At 59.2% G+C, this 17,734-nt stretch carries 26 protein-coding genes and 1 pseudogene; 23 read left to right on the top strand and 4 right to left on the bottom strand.

Annotation, left to right across the window (positions count from 1 at the left end; all coding sequences use genetic code 11):
- Positions 1 to 46: 46 nt before the first annotated feature.
- The 12 genes and pseudogenes from KI617_RS03855 to KI617_RS03910 all read left to right on the top strand — a co-directional run bounded on the left by KI617_RS03855 (position 47) and on the right by KI617_RS03910 (position 8,285).
- A complete protein-coding gene (locus KI617_RS03855; protein WP_226450708.1) occupies positions 47 to 709 on the top strand; it encodes an MlaA family lipoprotein in 663 nt (220 codons plus the stop codon).
- 15 nt (positions 710 to 724) lie between these two features.
- A complete protein-coding gene (locus KI617_RS03860; RefSeq protein ID WP_226450709.1) occupies positions 725 to 1,339 on the top strand; it encodes an MlaC/ttg2D family ABC transporter substrate-binding protein in 615 nt (204 codons plus the stop codon).
- The gene (locus KI617_RS03865) at positions 1,336 to 1,617 is read left to right on the top strand and encodes an STAS domain-containing protein (protein ID WP_226450710.1); all 282 of its coding nucleotides are present in this window, start codon (positions 1,336 to 1,338) and stop codon (positions 1,615 to 1,617) included. Before KI617_RS03860 ends, KI617_RS03865 begins: the two co-directional genes overlap by 4 nt.
- A gap of 10 nt (positions 1,618 to 1,627) precedes the next feature.
- Positions 1,628 to 2,290 (top strand): annotated as a pseudogene (locus KI617_RS03870) (ABC transporter ATP-binding protein); the annotation flags it as partial.
- Positions 2,291 to 2,343: 53 nt separating this feature from the next.
- Positions 2,344 to 3,096 (top strand): ABC transporter permease, encoded by a 753-nt coding sequence (locus KI617_RS03875; RefSeq protein WP_226450711.1) that lies wholly within the window; start codon positions 2,344 to 2,346, stop codon positions 3,094 to 3,096.
- A gap of 2 nt (positions 3,097 to 3,098) precedes the next feature.
- Positions 3,099 to 3,344, top strand: coding sequence for a BolA family protein (locus KI617_RS03880; RefSeq protein WP_226450712.1), 246 nt, complete (start codon positions 3,099 to 3,101; stop codon positions 3,342 to 3,344).
- Positions 3,337 to 4,590: a UDP-N-acetylglucosamine 1-carboxyvinyltransferase gene (gene murA / locus KI617_RS03885; RefSeq protein ID WP_226450713.1), complete on the top strand. Its 1,254-nt coding sequence runs from the start codon at positions 3,337 to 3,339 to the stop codon at positions 4,588 to 4,590. The genes KI617_RS03880 and murA overlap by 8 nt, the downstream gene beginning before the upstream one ends.
- A 219-nt stretch (positions 4,591 to 4,809) precedes the next feature.
- Complete coding sequence (locus KI617_RS03890; RefSeq protein ID WP_011289117.1) at positions 4,810 to 5,016, top strand: cold-shock protein; 207 nt, start codon at positions 4,810 to 4,812, stop codon at positions 5,014 to 5,016.
- A gap of 230 nt (positions 5,017 to 5,246) precedes the next feature.
- Positions 5,247 to 5,891: an ATP phosphoribosyltransferase gene (hisG, locus tag KI617_RS03895; RefSeq protein ID WP_226450714.1), complete on the top strand. Its 645-nt coding sequence runs from the start codon at positions 5,247 to 5,249 to the stop codon at positions 5,889 to 5,891.
- Positions 5,892 to 7,193, top strand: coding sequence for a histidinol dehydrogenase (gene hisD / locus KI617_RS03900; RefSeq protein WP_226450715.1), 1,302 nt, complete (start codon positions 5,892 to 5,894; stop codon positions 7,191 to 7,193).
- Between the two features lie 19 nt (positions 7,194 to 7,212).
- Positions 7,213 to 7,770, top strand: a complete 558-nt coding sequence (locus tag KI617_RS03905; protein WP_226450716.1) for a chromate transporter — start codon at positions 7,213 to 7,215, stop codon at positions 7,768 to 7,770.
- Entirely contained in the window at positions 7,767 to 8,285 is a 519-nt protein-coding gene (locus tag KI617_RS03910; RefSeq protein ID WP_226450717.1) for a chromate transporter, read from the top strand. The genes KI617_RS03905 and KI617_RS03910 overlap by 4 nt, the downstream gene beginning before the upstream one ends.
- A 7-nt stretch (positions 8,286 to 8,292) precedes the next feature.
- Here the strand turns inward: KI617_RS03910 and KI617_RS03915 are convergent, their stop codons facing one another.
- Complete coding sequence (locus KI617_RS03915; RefSeq protein ID WP_226450718.1) at positions 8,293 to 8,499, bottom strand: hypothetical protein; 207 nt, start codon at positions 8,497 to 8,499, stop codon at positions 8,293 to 8,295.
- Positions 8,500 to 8,504: 5 nt separating this feature from the next.
- Positions 8,505 to 9,590 carry a histidinol-phosphate transaminase gene (gene hisC, locus KI617_RS03920; protein WP_226450719.1) on the bottom strand — a complete coding sequence of 362 codons (1,086 nt, stop codon included), beginning with the start codon at positions 9,588 to 9,590 and terminating at the stop codon, positions 8,505 to 8,507.
- A gap of 78 nt (positions 9,591 to 9,668) precedes the next feature.
- Here hisC and hisB point away from each other — a divergent pair, with 78 nt between their 5' ends.
- The 10 genes from hisB to tatC all read left to right on the top strand — a co-directional run bounded on the left by hisB (position 9,669) and on the right by tatC (position 15,001).
- Complete coding sequence (gene hisB, locus KI617_RS03925) at positions 9,669 to 10,256, top strand: imidazoleglycerol-phosphate dehydratase HisB (protein WP_226450720.1); 588 nt, start codon at positions 9,669 to 9,671, stop codon at positions 10,254 to 10,256.
- A 38-nt stretch (positions 10,257 to 10,294) separates the two neighbouring features.
- Positions 10,295 to 10,900 (top strand): imidazole glycerol phosphate synthase subunit HisH, encoded by a 606-nt coding sequence (gene hisH, locus KI617_RS03930; protein WP_404826809.1) that lies wholly within the window; start codon positions 10,295 to 10,297, stop codon positions 10,898 to 10,900.
- A gap of 34 nt (positions 10,901 to 10,934) precedes the next feature.
- The gene (gene hisA, locus KI617_RS03935; protein WP_226450722.1) at positions 10,935 to 11,675 is read left to right on the top strand and encodes a 1-(5-phosphoribosyl)-5-[(5-phosphoribosylamino)methylideneamino]imidazole-4-carboxamide isomerase; all 741 of its coding nucleotides are present in this window, start codon (positions 10,935 to 10,937) and stop codon (positions 11,673 to 11,675) included.
- A complete protein-coding gene (hisF, locus tag KI617_RS03940; protein WP_226450723.1) occupies positions 11,675 to 12,433 on the top strand; it encodes an imidazole glycerol phosphate synthase subunit HisF in 759 nt (252 codons plus the stop codon). The genes hisA and hisF overlap by 1 nt, the downstream gene beginning before the upstream one ends.
- Before the next feature lie 56 nt (positions 12,434 to 12,489).
- A complete protein-coding gene (gene hisI / locus KI617_RS03945) occupies positions 12,490 to 12,828 on the top strand; it encodes a phosphoribosyl-AMP cyclohydrolase (RefSeq protein WP_264180072.1) in 339 nt (112 codons plus the stop codon).
- Positions 12,825 to 13,151, top strand: a complete 327-nt coding sequence (locus KI617_RS03950; protein ID WP_011289102.1) for a phosphoribosyl-ATP diphosphatase — start codon at positions 12,825 to 12,827, stop codon at positions 13,149 to 13,151. The genes hisI and KI617_RS03950 overlap by 4 nt, the downstream gene beginning before the upstream one ends.
- Entirely contained in the window at positions 13,148 to 13,498 is a 351-nt protein-coding gene (locus KI617_RS03955; protein WP_226450725.1) for a histidine triad nucleotide-binding protein, read from the top strand. The genes KI617_RS03950 and KI617_RS03955 overlap by 4 nt, the downstream gene beginning before the upstream one ends.
- A gap of 10 nt (positions 13,499 to 13,508) precedes the next feature.
- Entirely contained in the window at positions 13,509 to 13,739 is a 231-nt protein-coding gene (gene tatA / locus KI617_RS03960; RefSeq protein ID WP_226450726.1) for a Sec-independent protein translocase subunit TatA, read from the top strand.
- A 75-nt stretch (positions 13,740 to 13,814) separates the two neighbouring features.
- Positions 13,815 to 14,177: a Sec-independent protein translocase protein TatB gene (gene tatB / locus KI617_RS03965; RefSeq protein WP_404826786.1), complete on the top strand. Its 363-nt coding sequence runs from the start codon at positions 13,815 to 13,817 to the stop codon at positions 14,175 to 14,177.
- Positions 14,174 to 15,001, top strand: coding sequence for a twin-arginine translocase subunit TatC (gene tatC / locus KI617_RS03970; RefSeq protein WP_226450727.1), 828 nt, complete (start codon positions 14,174 to 14,176; stop codon positions 14,999 to 15,001). Before tatB ends, tatC begins: the two co-directional genes overlap by 4 nt.
- Positions 15,002 to 15,009: 8 nt before the next feature.
- On the opposite strand, the gene KI617_RS03975 is transcribed toward tatC, so the two are convergent.
- Both KI617_RS03975 and KI617_RS03980 read right to left on the bottom strand, forming a co-directional pair.
- Positions 15,010 to 15,816 carry a class II glutamine amidotransferase gene (locus KI617_RS03975; RefSeq protein WP_226450728.1) on the bottom strand — a complete coding sequence of 269 codons (807 nt, stop codon included), beginning with the start codon at positions 15,814 to 15,816 and terminating at the stop codon, positions 15,010 to 15,012.
- A gap of 3 nt (positions 15,817 to 15,819) precedes the next feature.
- On the bottom strand, positions 15,820 to 16,971 hold the full coding sequence (locus KI617_RS03980) for a Do family serine endopeptidase (RefSeq protein WP_226450729.1): 1,152 nt from the start codon (positions 16,969 to 16,971) through the stop codon (positions 15,820 to 15,822).
- A gap of 14 nt (positions 16,972 to 16,985) precedes the next feature.
- Between KI617_RS03980 and KI617_RS03985 the strand changes: the two genes are divergently transcribed.
- The gene (locus KI617_RS03985) at positions 16,986 to 17,732 is read left to right on the top strand and encodes a Nif3-like dinuclear metal center hexameric protein (protein ID WP_226450730.1); all 747 of its coding nucleotides are present in this window, start codon (positions 16,986 to 16,988) and stop codon (positions 17,730 to 17,732) included.
- Positions 17,733 to 17,734 lie beyond the last annotated feature (2 nt).

Raw genomic sequence — 17,734 nt, forward strand, 5'->3', positions numbered from 1 at the left:
CTTATCTGGAATGCGCAGTGGAAGGCGGTGGGCCCTGGGGGGGCTCATGGCGCTCTCTTGCGTCGGCAATGTGTTTGCCGAAGAAAATCCGCGTGACCCTTACGAGGGCTTCAATCGCTCGATGTTTGCGGTCAATGAAGCCATCGATAAATATGCGGCCAAGCCGGTTGCCCAAGCTTATGACAACGCCGTGCCCTTGCCAGTCAAGGCCAGTGTCGGCAACTTCTTTGGCAATGTCGGCGACCTGTGGATTGGCGCAAACAGTGCTCTGCAGGGCAAGTTCGGTGATGCCGGCGTGGATATCAGCCGTTTGCTGATCAATTCAACTGTCGGGATTTTCGGGCTTTTCGATGTCGCCAGCGAACTTGGCCTGGAGAAGCATGAAGAGGATTTTGGCCAGACCCTGGCTGTATGGGGCGTGGGTAGCGGTGGCTATCTGTTCTGGCCGGTGATTGGGCCGCGCAATGTGCGCGATACGGCCGGTTTTGGTGTGGATTCCTACATCGATCCGGTCTGGCGCATCAGTGCTGTTCCGGTGCGCAACAGTATGGTTGTCTTGCGCTTCGTCGATGTCAGGGCCAGTCTTTTGCCGGCTGACAAGGTGGTCGAAGAGGCCGCTCTCGACAAGTACGCCTATATTCGCGACGCCTATCAGCAGCGTCGTCGCAACCAGATTTTCGATGGTCGCCCACCGCGCCTGGATGATTGATTTTTTAAGTAACAGATGATGAAAAAGCTATTTGCCCTGTTGTTTGCCGGTTTCGTGTCCTGTGCAGTGTTCGCCCAGGAGGCGCCGGATGTCATGGTGCAGCGTGTGACCGAGGAAGTTTTGGAGATTATTCGCAAGGATAAGGACATCCAGAACGGTGATACGCATAAGGTTATTGAACTGGTCGACAAGAAGGTGTTGCCCAATTTCAACTTCACGCACATGACCGCGCTGGCGCTTGGTAAGGAGTGGCGCAAAGCCTCTCCGCAGCAGCAGCAGCAGCTGACTGCTGAGTTCAAAACCCTGCTGGTCCGTACCTATTCCAATGCTTTGACCAGTTACAAGAACCAGAAGGTGGTTTACAAGCCGATCAAGATGGCGCCGACCGATACTGATGTGCTGGTTCGGACCGAGGTTCACCAACCTGGCAACAAGCCTGTGCAGCTTGATTACAGCCTGGAAAAACTGGATGCGAACTGGAAAGTTTACGATGTTGTTGTTGCCGGGATCAGCCTGGTGACCAACTATCGTGACCAGTTCGGTCAGGAAGTTCGTAACGGCGGGATTGACGGCCTGATTGCTTCGATCGCCGCCAAGAACAAGTCGCTGGAAGCCAATTCGAAGAAATGATCGAACGCGAAGCCGGGCGCCTGCTGGTCAAGGCGCCATTGATCATGGCCAATGCTCGCGGCCTGCTTGAGGCAGGCCGTTCTGCTTTGCTGGCCGGCGAGCAGGTCTTCGATTTCTCCGGGGTGACTGAAGCGGATTCGTCTGCCATTGCCGTCATGCTCGGTTGGCTGCGCGCTGCCAGTCAGACGCAGTCGACCGTCAAGTTTGCCCATATTCCGACCGGCGTTCGCGCGCTGGCCGAACTGTACGGCGTTACCGAACTGCTGCCCCTCGCCTAAGGGGCATTCCATGATTCCTGCGGTTTCCATCGTTGACGTCGTCAAGCATTTCGGTTCACTAAAAGCACTGGCCGGGGTCTCTCTCGATATCGAACAGGGTGAGTTTTTTGGCTTGCTTGGTCAGAATGGCGCCGGCAAGACGACGCTGATTTCTTCGCTGGCCGGCTTGGTGCGACCCGATTCCGGAACGTTGAAAGTGCTCGGTCATGATGTGATAAAGGATTTTCGTGAGGCGCGCCGGTTGCTCGGGGTGGTGCCGCAGGAACTGGTCTTCGACCCCTTTTTCAATGTTCGCGAGACATTGCGCATCCAGTCCGGTTATTTCGGCATTCGCAAGAACGACAACTGGATTGATGAAATTCTCGAAAACCTCGATCTGACCAGCAAGGCGAACGTCAACATGCGCCGTCTTTCGGGCGGTATGAAACGGCGCGTGCTGGTGGCGCAGGCGCTGGTGCACAAGCCGCCGGTCATTGTCCTGGACGAGCCGACTGCCGGCGTCGATGTGGAGTTGCGGCAAGGCTTGTGGCAGTTTATCCGTCGCTTGAATGGCGAAGGACACACGATCATCCTGACCACCCATTATCTGGAAGAGGCTGAAGCCCTGTGTAATCGCATCGCGCTGATGAAGCAGGGCAAGGTTGTCGCGCTCGATACGACGGCCAACCTGATGGCGGCTCATCCGGGCGGAACGCTTGAGGACGTCTTTGTTCGGGCGATGAACCAATGATCGGCTTCCTGACCCTGTTCGAAAAAGAGTTCCTGCGTTTCTGGAAGGTCAGTTTCCAGACTGTCGCGGCGCCGGTGTTAACGGCCTTGCTCTATCTGCTGATTTTCGGCCACGTGCTTGATGAGCATGTTCTGGTCCATGGCGTTCGCTACACCAGCTTCCTGATACCCGGTCTGGTCATGATGCAGGTGCTGCAGAACGCCTTTGCCAATTCGTCATCCAGCCTGATTCAGGCCAAGATCACCGGTTCGATTGTCTTTGTGCTGCTGCCGCCGATTCCCTACAGTGCCTTCTTCGCTGCCTATGTGCTGGCGGCCATGGTTCGTGGCTTGCTGGTCGGTGTTGGCGTGTTGGTGGCGACCGTCTGGTTTGCCGAGTTGAGGGTGGTGGCACCACTTTGGATTCTGGTCTTTTCCATCCTGGGCGGCGCGCTGTTTGGGGCGCTCGGCATGATTGCCGGCATCTGGTCCGAAAAGTTCGACCAACTGGCCGCCTTCCAGAATTTTCTGATCATGCCGCTGACCATGTTGTCCGGCGTTTTCTACTCGATTTACACCTTGCCTACATTCTGGCAGCGCGTGTCGCATTACAATCCCGTCTTTTACATGATCGACGGCTTCCGTTATGGTTTTTTTGGCGTCTCTGATGTGGTGCCTGAAATCAGTCTGGCGGTCGTCGTTACCTGCTTCGCCGCCGTGTCCGTAGTGACTTTGAGCCTGCTGAAGCGGGGCTGGAAGCTGAGAGGCTGAACATGATGCATCCCGACCATATCAAGGAGCTTATCCTTGCCGGCATGGCCTGTGAACACCTGGAACTTGATGGCGATGGCCAGCATTTTCAGGCGCTGGTGGTAAGTAAGGAATTTGCCGGGAAGAGCCGCGTGCAGCGTCAGCAGCGCGTGTATCAGACCCTGAAGGAAAAGCTGGATACCGGGGAATTGCATGCCCTTTCCTTCAAAACCCTGACCCCGGAAGAATGGAGCGCACAGCGTGGATAAGTTGTTGATTGAAGGGGGCAAGGTCCTCTCTGGTGAAGTGGCCATGTCTGGTGCCAAGAATGCTGCGCTGCCGATTCTATGTGCCTCGTTGCTGACCTCGGATCCGGTGCATTTCACCAATGTGCCGCACCTGAACGACATCTCGACCATGCTCCGTCTGCTGGGTGACATGGGCGTCGGCGTGACGATGGATGGTGTCGACGGCATTGTTCTCAACGGTGGTGGCCTGAATAATCCGGTGGCTTCGTACGAAATGGTTAAGACCATGCGCGCCTCCATTCTTGTGCTCGGCCCACTGGTTGCTCGTTGCGGCGAAGCGCGTGTCTCTCTGCCTGGTGGCTGCGCCATTGGTGCCCGCCCGGTTGATCAGCACATCAAGGGGTTGCAGGCGATGGGTGCCGAGGTCAAGGTCGAGCAGGGCTACGTGCACGCCAAGGCAACCCGCCTGAAGGGCGCTCGCATCTGTACCGATATGGTGACCGTGACCGGCACCGAGAACCTGATGATGGCTGCCTGTCTGGCCGAGGGTGAAACAATTATTGAAAATGCTGCGCGTGAGCCGGAAGTAGTCGATCTGGCCAACTGCCTGGTTTCCATGGGCGCCCGTATTTCCGGCGCCGGTACTGACGTCATCCGGATTCAGGGCGTCGACAAACTGCATGGTGCAACGCACGCGATCATGCCGGACCGCATCGAGACCGGCACCTATCTGTGCGCTGCGGCGGCGACCGGTGGCGATATCCGTTTGCTGAAAACTTCGGCCGCCTACCTCGATACCGTCGTCGACAAACTGATGGACGCCGGCTGCGAAATCACCGTCGAACGCGATGCGATTCGCCTGGTCGCTCCCAAGCGCCTGAAGGCAGTCAGCCTGCGCACGGCGCCGTATCCGGCCTTCCCGACCGACATGCAAGCTCAATTCATGGCTATCAACTGCATTGCCGACGGCGTGGCGACCATCCGCGAAACCATCTTCGAAAACCGTTTCATGCACGTCAATGAGTTGATGCGCCTTGGTGCCAACATCCAGATCGAAGGCAATAACGCCATCGTGCGTGGTGTCGACAAGCTCGAAGGCGCGACGGTGATGGCCACCGATCTGCGTGCCTCGGCTTCGCTGGTGATCGCTGGTCTGGTCGCACAAGGGGAAACGGTGATCGATCGTATTTACCATTTGGATCGCGGCTATGAGCGAATCGAGGAAAAGCTGGCCAAGCTGGGTGCGGCTGTTCGCCGAGTCCGCTAAGCAGGGGCGTAGCGGGGGCTGATTTGTCTATTTTCTGCGGTCGACCGCAGAAATATGCAAAAAATGCTTGGCGTATTTGAAATGCTGGCCCATACTCCAAGGCTCGGGATTTCCAGGCAGTGTTTTGTTCCTGCGCCGTACCACGGTTTGTCAGCTCCTCGGTCTTGGTTCTCGTATTTTTGTGGCGCAAGCCCGTATATTTTTTAAGGATGCTTTCAAATGGCAAACGGTACCGTTAAGTGGTTCAATGATTCCAAGGGTTTTGGCTTTATCTCCCCGTCCGAAGGTGGTGAAGACCTCTTCGCTCACTTCTCCGCAATTCAAGGCAACGGTTTCAAGACCCTGGCCGAGAACCAGAAAGTGACCTTCGACGTCGTGAATGGCCCGAAGGGCAAGCAGGCTGCAAACATCCGCCCGGCTGAATAAGTCGCGGATTAGTCTGTATCGAGAAAGCCCGGTTCGCCGGGCTTTTTTGCGTTTACGCGGCAGTCTTTTTGTTGGCGGCTATCGCCCCCTTGATTGCCGTGGGTGTGCTTGGTTGGCGTGACGTCTCTGCGGACTTTTGTGCCGGAATTGGTGCTTTGCGCGCCGCGTCACGCCGGGTATCTGTAGGGGTCTGCTAAAATGGCACTTTCGCCTTTTCAACAAGCTACCCCGTGACGACCATCACCATTGCCCTGTCCAAGGGCCGCATTTTTGACGAAACCTTGCCACTGCTGGCGGCAGCAGGGATCGTTCCGACCGAAAACCCGGAGACTTCGCGCAAGTTGATCATCGAGACCAACCAGCCGAATGTGCGCGTCGTGATCGTTCGCGCTACCGATGTGCCAACTTACGTCCAGTACGGCGCCGCCGATATCGGCGTGGCCGGCAAGGATGTGCTGATCGAGCATGGTGGCGAGGGGCTCTACGCACCGCTGGATCTGAAGATTGCCAAGTGCCGGATGATGGTCGCCATTCCCGAGGGTTTCGATTACGACAACGCCGTACGCCAGGGCGCTCGCCTGAAAGTGGCTTCGAAATATACCAAGACGGCACGGGAGCATTTCGCCAGTAAGGGCGTTCATATCGATCTGATCAAGCTCTATGGCTCGATGGAACTGGCTCCGTTGGCCGGTCTGGCCGATGCCATCGTCGATCTGGTGTCGACCGGTGGTACGCTGAAGGCCAACAAGTTGGTGGCCTGCGAACACATCATGGATATTTCGTCGCGGCTGGTGGTCAACCAGGCCTCGCTCAAGGTCAAGCGCGAAACCCTGCAACCGATTATTGACGCCTTTGCCCAGGCGGTGGAGAAGTAAATGCTCGCCATTAAACGCCTTTCTACGGTCGACGCGGATTTCAAGGCAAAAATGGATGCGCTGCTCGCCTTCGAGGCGGCGGCTGATGAAGGGATAGAGCGTACCGTCGCCGGCATTCTGGCTGATGTGAAAACGCGCGGCGATGCTGCGGTGGTTGAATACAGCAACAAATTTGATCGTCTGAGCGTTGGCAGCATGGCTGACCTCGAATTGTCGCAGGCTGAAATGCAGCAGGCCCTCGACAGCCTGCCGGCTGATCGTCGTGCTGCACTGGAAGCAGCGGCTGGCCGTGTGCGTGCCTACCACGAGTGTCAGCGTCTCGAAGGCTGGTCCTACACCGAAGCCGACGGCACCATGCTCGGCCAGATGATCACGCCGCTTGATCGCGTCGGCCTCTACGTGCCGGGCGGCAAGGCGGCGTATCCCTCTTCCGTGCTGATGAACGCGATTCCGGCCAAGGTGGCTGGCGTCAAGGAACTGATCATGGTCGTCCCGACCCCGGACGGCGAAAAGAACCAGCTCGTGCTGGCCGCTGCTTGTCTGGCTGGCGTTGATCGCGTGTTCACGATGGGCGGGGCGCAGGCGGTTGGTGCGCTGGCCTACGGTACGCAGACAGTGCCGCAGGTGGACAAGATCGTCGGTCCGGGCAATGCCTACGTAGCGACGGCCAAGCGCCGGGTGTTTGGCATTGTCGGCATCGACATGGTGGCCGGTCCGTCCGAAATTCTGGTCGTCTCCGATGGCTCCGGTAATCCTGACTGGGTGGCGATGGATCTGTTCTCGCAGGCCGAGCACGACGAACTGGCGCAATCGATCCTGATCTGCACCGATGCCGCCTATATCGACCGCGTGCAAGCCAGCATTGAAAAACTCCTGCCGACCATGCCGCGTCGCGAAGTGATCGAAACCTCGTTGGCCAATCGCGGCGCTTTCATCCACGTGCGCGATATGGACGAAGCTGTTGCCATCGCCAATCGCGTCGCGCCGGAACACCTTGAGCTATCGCTGGCTGATCCCGATCCGTGGGTGGCCAAGATTCACCACGCTGGCGCCATCTTCATTGGTCACTACACTTCTGAGTCGCTTGGCGACTACTGTGCCGGTCCGAACCATGTGCTGCCGACCTCCGGCAGCGCCCGCTTCTCGTCGCCGCTCGGTGTCTATGACTTCCAGAAGCGGACCAGCCTGATCAAGGTTTCCCGGGCTGGCGCGCAGACCTTGGGCAAGATTGCCTCAACGCTGGCGCATGGCGAAGGTTTGCCGGCGCATGCCAAGTCGGCCGAGTTCCGACTCGACAACTGAGCGAAATTCTCGGTTGATCGTGGATATCTCCGAATCTCAAAAACGCCCGGATCTCCGGGCGCTTTTTTTCGGCTTTTCATCGGTCGGACTATCCGGTTTCGGTGGTGTGCTTCCCTTCGCCCGGCGCATGCTGGTCGAGGAGCGCCAGTGGATGAGCGCCGAGGAGTTCAACGCCCAGCTCGGTCTTTGCCAGTTTTTGCCGGGGCCGAACGTGGTCAACCTGGCCGTGGTTGTTGGCAAGCGCTACTGCGGCCTGCCGGGGGCGGTCGTCGCGCCGTTCGGCCTGCTTGCCGGGCCGTTTGTCATTGTGCTCTTGCTGGCAATGCTCTACGACCACTACGGTAGTCTGTCGCATGTCCAGTCCATGCTGCGCGGCATCGCCGCTGTTGGCTGCGGCCTGCTCGTTGGGATGGCCTGGCGCATGGGGGCGGTGATCAAGGACAAAGCTTTTTTCCTGCCTTTTACGGCCTTGACCGTAGCAGCCATCGCCGTTCTGCGTTGGCCGATGCCCATCGTCATGGTCGCCGGGCTGTTTTTGTCTGGTGGCGTGGCTTATTGGAAGCTGGGCCGGAAATGATCGTGGTCGAGCTCTTCCTCGAGTTCGGGCTGCTCTCTTTCGTCGCGTTTGGCGGAGCAACAGCGCTTTTGCCGGAAATGCATCGTGTCGTCGTCGAAAATCATCACTGGCTCGACGATACAACTTTTACACATCTCTACGCCATCGCCCAGGCGGCGCCCGGTCCAAACGTGCTGGTGGTAACCCTGATCGGCTGGGAGATTGGTGGCCTGCTCGGGGCGTTGGCCTCGACGCTGGCCATGTGCCTGCCGATGAGTGTGCTAATTTATTTGCTGATTGATCGTTGGGAAAGTTTCTCCGGCAAGCGCTGGCAGAAAGCGATCAGCATCGGCGTCGCGCCGCTCGCTGTCGGCCTGATCTTCTCAGGCGCCACCCTGATTGCGCAGGCTGCCGCCTTTGGTTGGGCTGCCTGGTTGCTGGTGGCGGCAACCCTCGTTGCCAATTTGCGGACGAAACTGCACCCGCTGTGGTTTATCGGTGTGGGTGCGGTGCTCGGGCTGCTCGGTTGGGTCTGATTGGGTATCAGGCTTTGTTATACGGGTTTTCCAATCCGGCGATCAGCTCCTGAAATACCGTACGGATCTGGTTCTCCTCGCACTCCATCAATAGCGCGTCCTCGAAGGCATCTTGCGCCATCTGGCGGAGTTCTTCGAGGTTTTCGCGCAGCACCTTGATCTTCTCGGTGCAGGCCACGATGCTGCCATCGGGCCGTTTCCAGACTGGCTCCATACCAATCAGGCGGTGATTTGGCTCAGGGCGTCAGTCAGTGCTTTGCATTCGCCATCGGTGCCGACGGTGATGCGCAGGAACTGATCGATGCGCGGCAGTTTGAAGTGACGGACGATGATGTTTCGTTCGCGCAAGGCCTTCGCCAGTTCGGCCGCATCGTATTGGGGGTGGCGGGCGAAGATGAAATTGGCGGCGGAGGGCAGGACTTCGAAGCCGAGCTTGGTCAGGTCTGCCGTCAGGGTGTCGCGGGTGGCGATCACGGACTGGCAACACTGCGCGAAATACGCTTCATCTTCCATCGCCGCGACGGCGCCGACAATGGCGAGGCGGTCGAGCGGATAGGAGTTGAAGCTGTTCTTGACCCGTTCCAGCGCTTCGATCAGCGCCGGATGCCCGACCGCGAAACCGACGCGCATGCCGGCCAGCGAGCGTGACTTGGACAGCGTATGGACGACCAGCAGGTTGTCGTAGCGGTCGACCAGTTTGATCGCCGTCTCGCCACCGAAATCGACATAGGCCTCATCTACCACGACGACGGCTTCCGGATTGGCCTTGAGTATTTTCTCGATGGCGGCCAGCGGCAGCAGGCGGCCGGTCGGGGCGTTTGGATTGGGGAAGATGATGCCGCCACACTGTTCGCCGTTCCACATCTGGCCGAGGTAGTCGTCGGGATTGATGGTGAAATCCTCGGCCAGCGGTACCTGGATGTAATCGACGTCGTACAGCCCGCAATACACCGGGTAGAAGCTGTAGGTGATGTCCGGAAACAGAATCGGCGCCTCGTGCTTGAGCAGGGCCATGAAGACATGAGCCAGCACCTCATCCGAGCCGTTGCCGACGAAGATTTGCTGTGAGGTTACGCCATGATGTTTGGCGATTGCAGCCTTGAGCAGGTCGGCATTCGGGTCCGGGTAGAGGCGCAGGCGCGCCGCGTCATCGCCGAGTTCCGCCTGAATCGCCGCCAGCACCTTGGGGGAGGGCGGGAACGGGTTTTCGTTGGTGTTCAGCTTGATCAGGTTGGTGATCTTGGGCTGCTCGCCCGGTACGTAGGGGGTGAGGTCGCGGACGACCTGGCTCCAGAAGCGACTCATGGGTTTTCACGAAAGGCGTAAAAGTAGGCCGAAATGGTATCATGGCCCTCCGTTAAAAGCCTTTTGCAGCCTTAAACCATGCGGCAAGCCGAAATCACTCGCAACACGCTGGAGACGCAGATCACCGTGCGCCTCAATCTCGATGGCACTGGTCAGGGCAAATTTGCCACCGGCGTCCCATTCCTTGACCACATGCTCGACCAGATCGCCCGTCATGGTCTGATCGACCTCGACATCGAGGCCAAAGGTGACCTGCACATCGATGCGCACCACACTGTCGAGGATATCGGCATCACCTTCGGCCAGGCGCTGGCCAAGGCCTGGGGCGACAAGAAGGGCCTGACCCGTTACGGCCATAGCTACGTGCCGCTCGACGAAGCCCTGTCGAGGGTGGTGATCGATCTTTCCGGTCGTCCGGGGCTGGAACTCAATGTTGAATTTACGCGTGCCGTCATTGGCCAGTTTGATGTCGACCTGGTCAGCGAATTCTTCCATGGCTTGGTCAACCACGCCGGGATGACGCTGCACATCGACAACCTGCGTGGCAAGAATGCCCACCATCAGGCCGAAACCATCTTCAAGGCCTTTGGCCGCGCCCTGCGCATGGCGGTGACGCCTGATCCGCGCATGGCCGGTGCCATGCCATCGACCAAGGGTTCGCTGTGACGGTGGCTGGCAAAACCATTGCCGTCATCGACTACGGCATGGGCAACCTGCGCTCGGTGTCGAAGGCGCTGGAGCACGTAGCCGGTGACAGGCAGGTTATCGTGACCGCTGACCCCGCTATCGTCGCTGCTGCCGAGCGCGTCGTATTTCCCGGTCAAGGGGCAATGCCAGACTGCATGCGCGAGCTGGATGCGCGAGGCTTGCGCGCCGCCGTGCTGGCCGCTGCGAAGGACAAGCCTTTTCTTGGCATCTGTGTCGGCGAGCAAATGCTGTTCGAGCATAGCGACGAAGGCAATGTTCCGGCGCTCGGTGTCTTTCCCGGCAACGTCAAACGTTTCCCGGATGAAAAGATGTATTTGCCGACCGGCGAACGCCTGAAAGTCCCGCACATGGGCTGGAACGAGGTGCGCCAGAAGCCGCATGCGCTGTGGAATGGCATTGCGGATGGCTCGCGCTTCTATTTTGTACACAGCTATTTTGTCGAGCCCGCCGATTCGGCGCTGGTGACGGGCACTTGCGAATATGGCGTGCCCTTTACCTGTGCAGTAGGGCGGGATAATATCTTCGCGGTTCAGTTCCACCCCGAGAAAAGCGCTCGCGACGGCCTGCAACTTCTGAAGAACTTCGTTGAGTGGCAACCCTGATTCGCTTCTGTCGAATTTAATCTCCTAGACTCCCATGCTGATTATTCCTGCGATTGACCTCAAGGACGGCCAATGCGTCCGTCTGAAGCAGGGCCTGATGGAACAGGCCACTGTTTTTTCCGATAGCCCGGCCGAACAGGCGCGTCACTGGCTGAACCAAGGGGCGCGTCGCCTGCATCTGGTCGACCTCAATGGCGCCTTTGCCGGCAAGCCGAAGAACGCGGCGGCGATCAAGGCCATCCTGGCTGAAGTTGGCGACCAGATTCCGGTCCAGCTCGGCGGCGGCATTCGCGATCTCGATACCATCGAAGCTTGTCTGGATGGCGGTCTTTCCTACGTCATTATCGGTACGGCGGCAGTCAAGAACCCTGGCTTCCTGCACGACGCCTGCGTCGCCTTTCCCGGCCACATCATCGTTGGCCTTGATGCCAAGGATGGCAAGGTCGCAACCGATGGCTGGTCCAAACTGACCGGTCACGATGTCGTCGATCTGGCCAAGAAGTACGAAGACTACGGCGTCGAGTCGATCATCTACACCGACATCGGCCGCGACGGCATGCTCTCTGGCTTGAATATCGACGCCACCGTGCGTCTGGCCCAGGCGCTGACCATTCCGGTAATTGCTTCCGGCGGCCTGACCAACTTTGACGACATTCGCGCCCTGTGCGCAGTTGAAGGTGAAGGCATCGTCGGCACCATCGCCGGTCGTGCGGTTTACGACGGCTCTCTCGACTTCAAGGCGGCGCAGGAACTCGCTGATCAGTTGGGCGCCTGATGCTCGCCAAACGCATCATCCCCTGCCTTGACGTCACGGCTGGCCGCGTCGTCAAGGGCACCAACTTTGTCGGTCTGCGCGACGCCGGCGACCCGATTGAAATCGCCCGTCGCTACAACGAGCAAGGCGCCGACGAGGTCACCTTCCTCGACATCACCGCTTCCAGCGACCAGCGCGACATCATCCTGCACATCATTGAAGCCTGCGCCGAACAGGTCTTCATTCCGCTAACCGTTGGTGGTGGCGTACGCAAGGTGGAAGACGTCCGTCGTCTGCTCAATGCCGGTGCTGACAAGGTGTCGATGAACACGGCGGCCGTACAGAATCCGGATCTCGTTTTCGATGCCTCCAGCAAGGTTGGCTCGCAGTGCATTGTCGTCGCCATCGACGCCAAGCAGGTCGCACCCGGCCAATGGCATGTCTTCACCCATGGCGGCCGCAACGATACCGGCATGGATGCCATTGAATGGGCAAAGAAGGTCGATGCGCTGGGCGCTGGCGAAATCCTGCTGACCAGCATGGACCGCGACGGCACCAAGAACGGTTTCGACCTGGCGCTGACCCGTGCCGTGTCCGATGCCGTAAAGATTCCGGTCATCGCCTCGGGTGGCGTCGGCAACCTGCAGCATCTGGCTGATGGCGTCACCGAAGGCCGCGCCGATGCCGTGCTGGCTGCCTCCATTTTCCATTTCGGCGAATACACCGTGCGTCAGGCCAAGGAATACATGGCTGCCCGCGGCATCGAAGTCAGGCTGTGAGCGATCTCGACAATTCCCTGAACTGGCTGGAAGCGCTGAAGTGGGACGCCGACGGCATGATCCCGGCCATTGCCCAGGATGAAAACGGGCGTGTCGTGATGTTTGCCTACATGAACCGCGAGTCGCTTCAGGAAACGCTTAGCTGTGGCAACGCGGTATACTGGTCGCGTTCGAGAAAGCGTCTGTGGCGCAAAGGTGAAGAGTCGGGCCATTTTCAGAAGATCAAGGCCATCCGCACTGATTGCGACGGTGACGTCTTGCTGCTGAGCATTGAACAAGTGGGCGGGATTGCCTGTCATACCGGCCGCGAAAGCTGTTTTTTCAATGAATTGAACGGGGACCGCTGGGTTCCTGCTGATCCGGTTCTGAAAGACCCGAAGGAAATTTACAAATGAGTACCCATGACATCCTGCACCGCCTCTCCGAGACGCTGGCTTCCCGTCGCCATGCCGACCCGGAAAAGTCTTATACCGCCAAGCTGTTTTCCGAGGGGCCGGATTCGATTCTGAAAAAGATCGGTGAGGAATGTGCCGAACTGATCATGGCGGCCAAGGATGGCAAGCGTCTGAACATTGTCTGGGAATCGACCGACGTGATCTATCACGTGCTGGTCCTGCTCGCTTTCTACGGCTTGAGCATCGAGGACGTTTCGCAGGAAATGCGCCGTCGCGAGGGCATTTCCGGCATCGACGAGAAGGCTTCACGGGGCACCAAGTGAGCGATTGCATCTTCTGCAAGATCGTCGAGGGCAAGATTCCTGCTGCGAAAGTCTATGAGGACGAGGACATTCTCGCCTTCAACGACATCAACCCGGCGCGCCCGGTTCATGTGCTCGTAATCCCGAAGCGGCACATTACGTCCTTGGCGACGGCGAGTGCCGATGACACGCCGGTGCTTGGCAGGATTCTGGCCAAGGCCAACGAAATCGCAGTCGCGCAAGGCAGCCCGGACGGTTTCCGGGTAATCATCAACACAGGACGTGTGGGGCAGCAGGAAGTGCCGCACCTGCACGCGCACATCGTGGGTGGACCGGACCCGGTCGGCCCCATGCTCAAACGCATCTAGGAGACAAACCATGGGCAGTTTTTCCATTTGGCACTGGCTGATCGTTCTGGTCATCGTCATGCTTATTTTCGGCACCAAGAAGCTGCGCAACGTCGGCCAGGATCTGGGCGGCGCGGTCAAGGGTTTCAAGGACGGCATGAAAGACGCCAATGCCGACAAGGCAGCCGAAGAGGCTCAACCAACCCAGCAGGTTGGTGGCCAGACCATCGACGTCGAAGTCAAGGAAAAAACGAAGAGCTAGTGTTCAGTCGTTAGTCGATAGTTGCTAGTCGCTAGCAATGGCCGGCTAACAGCTAATAACTAACTACTAACAACTATGTTTGATATCGGCTTTTCCGAATTGATGGTGATCGGCATCGTGGCGCTGATCGTCATCGGCCCCGAGCGCCTGCCCAAGGTGGCACGCACGCTCGGGCATTTGCTCGGCCGCGCCCAGCGTTATGTCAGTGACGTGAAGTCCGACATCAACCGCGAAATGCAGCTTGATGAACTCAAGAAGCTGCAGACGCAGGTGACCGATTCGGCGCGCGCCATGGAGGCCTCGGTGCGCAGCGAATACGAAACTGCGCGCAGCGCCATCGAGGCACCGGCCAAGGAGGCCGTGGCCGAACTCAATGAAACCGCGAAGCTGGCTGAAGGCTTGCCGACCATCGACACCACCGGCAAACCACTGGCATGAGTGAAGCACCCGAAGACTCGTTTATCTCGCATTTGGTCGAATTGCGCGACCGCCTGATGCGCAGCCTGATCGCCGTTGCGGCCATTCTCGGCATCCTGTGTCTTTACCCGGGGCCGGGCGAAATCTACGACATCCTCGCTGCGCCGCTGACCAGTGCATTGCCGGAAGGCACCAAGATGGTCGCGATTGGCGTCATCACGCCGTTCATGGTGCCGCTGAAGGTCACAGCGATGGTCGCCTTCATATTGGCGCTACCGTTCATTCTTTACCAGGCCTGGGCCTTCATTGCACCGGGCCTCTATGCCCATGAAAAGCGCCTGGGTATTCCCCTGATCATTTCCAGCACGCTGTTGTTCGTGGCTGGCATGTCCTTCTGCTACTTCTTCGTCTTCGGGCAGGTGTTCGGCTTCATTAACAGCTTTGCCCCGAAGAGCATTACGCCGGCGCCAGATATCGAGGCTTACCTGTCGTTCGTGATGACCATGTTCCTGGCTTTCGGTATCGCTTTCGAGGTGCCGGTGGCCCTGGTGGTGCTGGTCAAGCTCGGTGTGGTGACGGTCGAGAAACTGAAGGAATGGCGTTCCTACTTCATCGTTGGTGCCTTTGTCGTCGCTGCCGTGGTCACGCCGCCGGATGTGGTTTCTCAACTCGCGCTGGCCATCCCGATGTGCCTGCTTTACGAGCTGGGTATTCTGGCCGCGCGCTTCGTCTCGGTCCGTGCCCCGGTTGAAGCGCCGGTTGAGGCTCCTGCGGAAAACACCGCAGACATGGATGCCGAAATGGCCAAGGCGGAAGAAGACTTCCGCAAGCTGTCAGACCGCTGATCAGCCAATCAGGCCGGTTTTTTGACCGGCCCCGGACGCGTCGGCAAGGTCTTGATCGGCGCGCCTTCCTCGAACCACCAGAGCGTTCCCGGCGGCATGTCGGTCCAGGCTTCGTTGTCGGTCAGCGGTAGCGTGGCAATGACGGCGACGCGATCGTTTGGCGAGGTGACATCGCTGAAATCGACGGTCACGTCCTGATCTTTCAGATGCGCCTGGGCGAACGGCGCCTGGCGAACGATGTGGCTCAGTTTGGTCGAGGCATGGGCGAACAGGCAGTCGCCATTCGAGAGCAGGAAATTGAATTCGCCGTGCCGGGAAATTTCCAGCGTCAGCGTGTGAACGGCGTCGAACAAGGCGCCGCGTTCCGGTGTCTCGCTGCCAAAGCGGCGGCGCAGTTCCTGCAGCAGCCAGCAGAAGGCGCGCTCGCTGTCGGTCAGGCCGACGGGGACGAAACTGCCGTCCAGTTGCGGTGTGAAGTCGAACAGGTTGCCGTTATGGGCAAAAATCCAGTACCGCCCCCACAGTTCGCGCATGAAGGGATGGGTGTTTTCCAGTCCGACCGAACCTTGGGTTGCCTTGCGGATATGGGCAATGACGTTCTTCGAACGGATCGGGTAGTGGCGTACCAGTTCGGCGACTGGTGAGGTGCTGGAGGGCTGCGGGTCAAGGAACAGGCGGGTGCCCTTGCCTTCGAAGAAGGCGATGCCCCAGCCATCGGAGTGCACATCGGTACCGCCACCACGGGCCTGAAACCCGCTGAATGAAAAGCAGATGTCCGTCGGGACATTGCAATTCATTCCTAGCAACTGGCACATCGCTTACTCCTGTTCGGCCCGCATGGCCGGGCGCTTGCCGATCTTGACCTGGAGCTCGACGATGTTCTTGTCGCGGCGCAGGCGGAAGGCGGAGCGTTCATCCGGGGTCAGCGCGGCGATCAGGTCGAGCATGACCTGCGGATCCTTGACTGGCTTACCATTGACCGAGAGCAGCACATCGCCGGGGCGGATGCCGGCCACGTCGGCCGGGCTGCCGCGCACGACGCCGGCAATCAGCGAGCCATCGGTGTCAGGCAGGCCGAACGATTCGGCCAGTTCTGGGGTGATTTCCTGGGCTTCGACGCCGATCCAGCCACGAGTCACAGTACCGGTACGGATGATCTGCTCCATGATGCTGCGGGCGCTGGACACCGGGATGGCGAAGCCGATGCCCAGCGAGCCGCCGGTACGCGAGTAGATGGCGGAGTTGATGCCGACCAGGTTGCCGTGGATGTCGATCAGGGCACCGCCGGAGTTGCCGGGATTGATCGCCGCATCGGTCTGGATGAAATTCTCGAAGGTGTTGATGCCGAGGTGCGAGCGGCCAAGGGCGGAGACGATGCCCATGGTGACTGTCTGGCCGACGCCGAAGGGGTTGCCGATGGCGAGCACGACATCGCCGACGCGCAGGCTGTCCATCTGGCCGAAGGTAATGGCCGGCAGCTTTTCGGCCTTGATCTGCAGGATGGCGAGGTCGGATTCGGGGTCGCTGCCGACGATCCTGGCCTTGTAGGTTTTGGTGTCGTTGAGCGAGACCTGGATGTCGTCGGCTCCTTCGATGACATGGTAGTTGGTCAGGATGTAACCATTGGCGCTGACGATGACGCCGGAGCCGAGGCCGGAGTTGCGCTGCGGCTGGCCTTCCGGGCGGTCGCCGAAGAAGTGGCGGAAAATCGGGTCATCGAACAGCGGGTGGCGTTGCTGCTTGATGGCTTGCGTGGTGTAGATATGGACGACCGAAGGCAGCGCCGCCCGGGCGGCATCGCGATAGGAGCCAGGGGTGCTCTTGATGTCGTCGCCGGTGAGCGGCGCTTCCTGGAGTGCAACGACGCCTGGGCGCTGCGGCAGCCATTCCGGTTTTAGTGTGGAAACGACGAACAGAACGGCGAGCGCAACGGTCGCCGTTTGTGCAAAAATCAGCCACAACCTCTGCATTGGAAATTGTCTCGATGAAGCGTGAAGAATTGGTGGGCTATCTGGATGGGCTGCTGGCGCCCGGAAGGTTCCGGGATTATTGCCCAAACGGACTGCAAGTGGAAGGTCGTGCCGAGATCACCCGTATCGTGGCTGGTGTCTCGGCCAGTCAGGAATTGCTGGACGCCGCGGTCGAGCGTCATGCCGATGCCATTCTGGTGCACCACGGCTATTTCTGGAAAGGCGAGGATGGCCGGGTGACAGGCATCCGGCGCAAGCGGCTGGCCAGTCTGTTGGGCAGTGACATCAACCTGCTGGCCTATCACCTGCCGCTGGATGCACACCCGGAACTGGGCAACAACGCCCAATTGGCGCGCCTTTTGGGCTTTGTGCCCGAGGGGCGTTTCGGTGAGCAGGATATTGCCTGGCTGGGCGCGTTGGCCGAGCCTTGTGATTTGGCTTCGCTGGCGGCCAGGGCGGCGGGTGTTCTTGGTCGGCAGCCGCTGGTGATTGCTGGTGACGATCGGCCGATTCGACGTATCGGCTGGTGTTCGGGCGGGGCGCAAGGCTACTTCGAGTCGGCCATCGCGCTCGGCGTCGATGCTTATCTGTCTGGCGAGATTTCAGAGCAGACGGTGCATCTGGCCCGGGAGAGTGGTGTGGCTTATCTGGCGGCTGGCCATCACGCTACCGAGCGTTACGGGGTGCAGGCGCTGGCCGGGCATCTGGCGCAGCAGTTCGGCATCGCCTGCGAATTCGTCGATCTCGACAATCCGGTTTGAGC

The sequence above is a fragment of the Ferribacterium limneticum genome, assembly GCF_020510625.1.
Taxonomy (GTDB): Bacteria; Pseudomonadota; Gammaproteobacteria; order Burkholderiales; family Rhodocyclaceae; genus Azonexus; species Azonexus limneticus_A.

Coding starts and splice junctions, on each gene's coding strand:
- KI617_RS03855 (WP_226450708.1), top strand. CDS start 47: ATGGCGCTCTCTTGCGTCGGCAATGTGTTTGCCGAAGAAAATCCGCGT.
- KI617_RS03860 (WP_226450709.1), top strand. CDS start 725: ATGATGAAAAAGCTATTTGCCCTGTTGTTTGCCGGTTTCGTGTCCTGT.
- KI617_RS03865 (WP_226450710.1), top strand. CDS start 1,336: ATGATCGAACGCGAAGCCGGGCGCCTGCTGGTCAAGGCGCCATTGATC.
- KI617_RS03875 (WP_226450711.1), top strand. CDS start 2,344: ATGATCGGCTTCCTGACCCTGTTCGAAAAAGAGTTCCTGCGTTTCTGG.
- KI617_RS03880 (WP_226450712.1), top strand. CDS start 3,099: ATGATGCATCCCGACCATATCAAGGAGCTTATCCTTGCCGGCATGGCC.
- KI617_RS03890 (WP_011289117.1), top strand. CDS start 4,810: ATGGCAAACGGTACCGTTAAGTGGTTCAATGATTCCAAGGGTTTTGGC.
- hisD (WP_226450715.1), top strand. CDS start 5,892: ATGCTCGCCATTAAACGCCTTTCTACGGTCGACGCGGATTTCAAGGCA.
- KI617_RS03910 (WP_226450717.1), top strand. CDS start 7,767: ATGATCGTGGTCGAGCTCTTCCTCGAGTTCGGGCTGCTCTCTTTCGTC.
- KI617_RS03915 (WP_226450718.1), bottom strand. CDS start 8,499: ATGGAGCCAGTCTGGAAACGGCCCGATGGCAGCATCGTGGCCTGCACC.
- hisC (WP_226450719.1), bottom strand. CDS start 9,590: ATGAGTCGCTTCTGGAGCCAGGTCGTCCGCGACCTCACCCCCTACGTA.
- hisB (WP_226450720.1), top strand. CDS start 9,669: ATGCGGCAAGCCGAAATCACTCGCAACACGCTGGAGACGCAGATCACC.
- hisH (WP_404826809.1), top strand. CDS start 10,295: ATGGGCAACCTGCGCTCGGTGTCGAAGGCGCTGGAGCACGTAGCCGGT.
- hisA (WP_226450722.1), top strand. CDS start 10,935: ATGCTGATTATTCCTGCGATTGACCTCAAGGACGGCCAATGCGTCCGT.
- hisF (WP_226450723.1), top strand. CDS start 11,675: ATGCTCGCCAAACGCATCATCCCCTGCCTTGACGTCACGGCTGGCCGC.
- hisI (WP_264180072.1), top strand. CDS start 12,490: ATGATCCCGGCCATTGCCCAGGATGAAAACGGGCGTGTCGTGATGTTT.
- KI617_RS03950 (WP_011289102.1), top strand. CDS start 12,825: ATGAGTACCCATGACATCCTGCACCGCCTCTCCGAGACGCTGGCTTCC.
- tatA (WP_226450726.1), top strand. CDS start 13,509: ATGGGCAGTTTTTCCATTTGGCACTGGCTGATCGTTCTGGTCATCGTC.
- tatB (WP_404826786.1), top strand. CDS start 13,815: ATGTTTGATATCGGCTTTTCCGAATTGATGGTGATCGGCATCGTGGCG.
- tatC (WP_226450727.1), top strand. CDS start 14,174: ATGAGTGAAGCACCCGAAGACTCGTTTATCTCGCATTTGGTCGAATTG.
- KI617_RS03975 (WP_226450728.1), bottom strand. CDS start 15,816: ATGTGCCAGTTGCTAGGAATGAATTGCAATGTCCCGACGGACATCTGC.
- KI617_RS03980 (WP_226450729.1), bottom strand. CDS start 16,971: ATGCAGAGGTTGTGGCTGATTTTTGCACAAACGGCGACCGTTGCGCTC.
- KI617_RS03985 (WP_226450730.1), top strand. CDS start 16,986: ATGAAGCGTGAAGAATTGGTGGGCTATCTGGATGGGCTGCTGGCGCCC.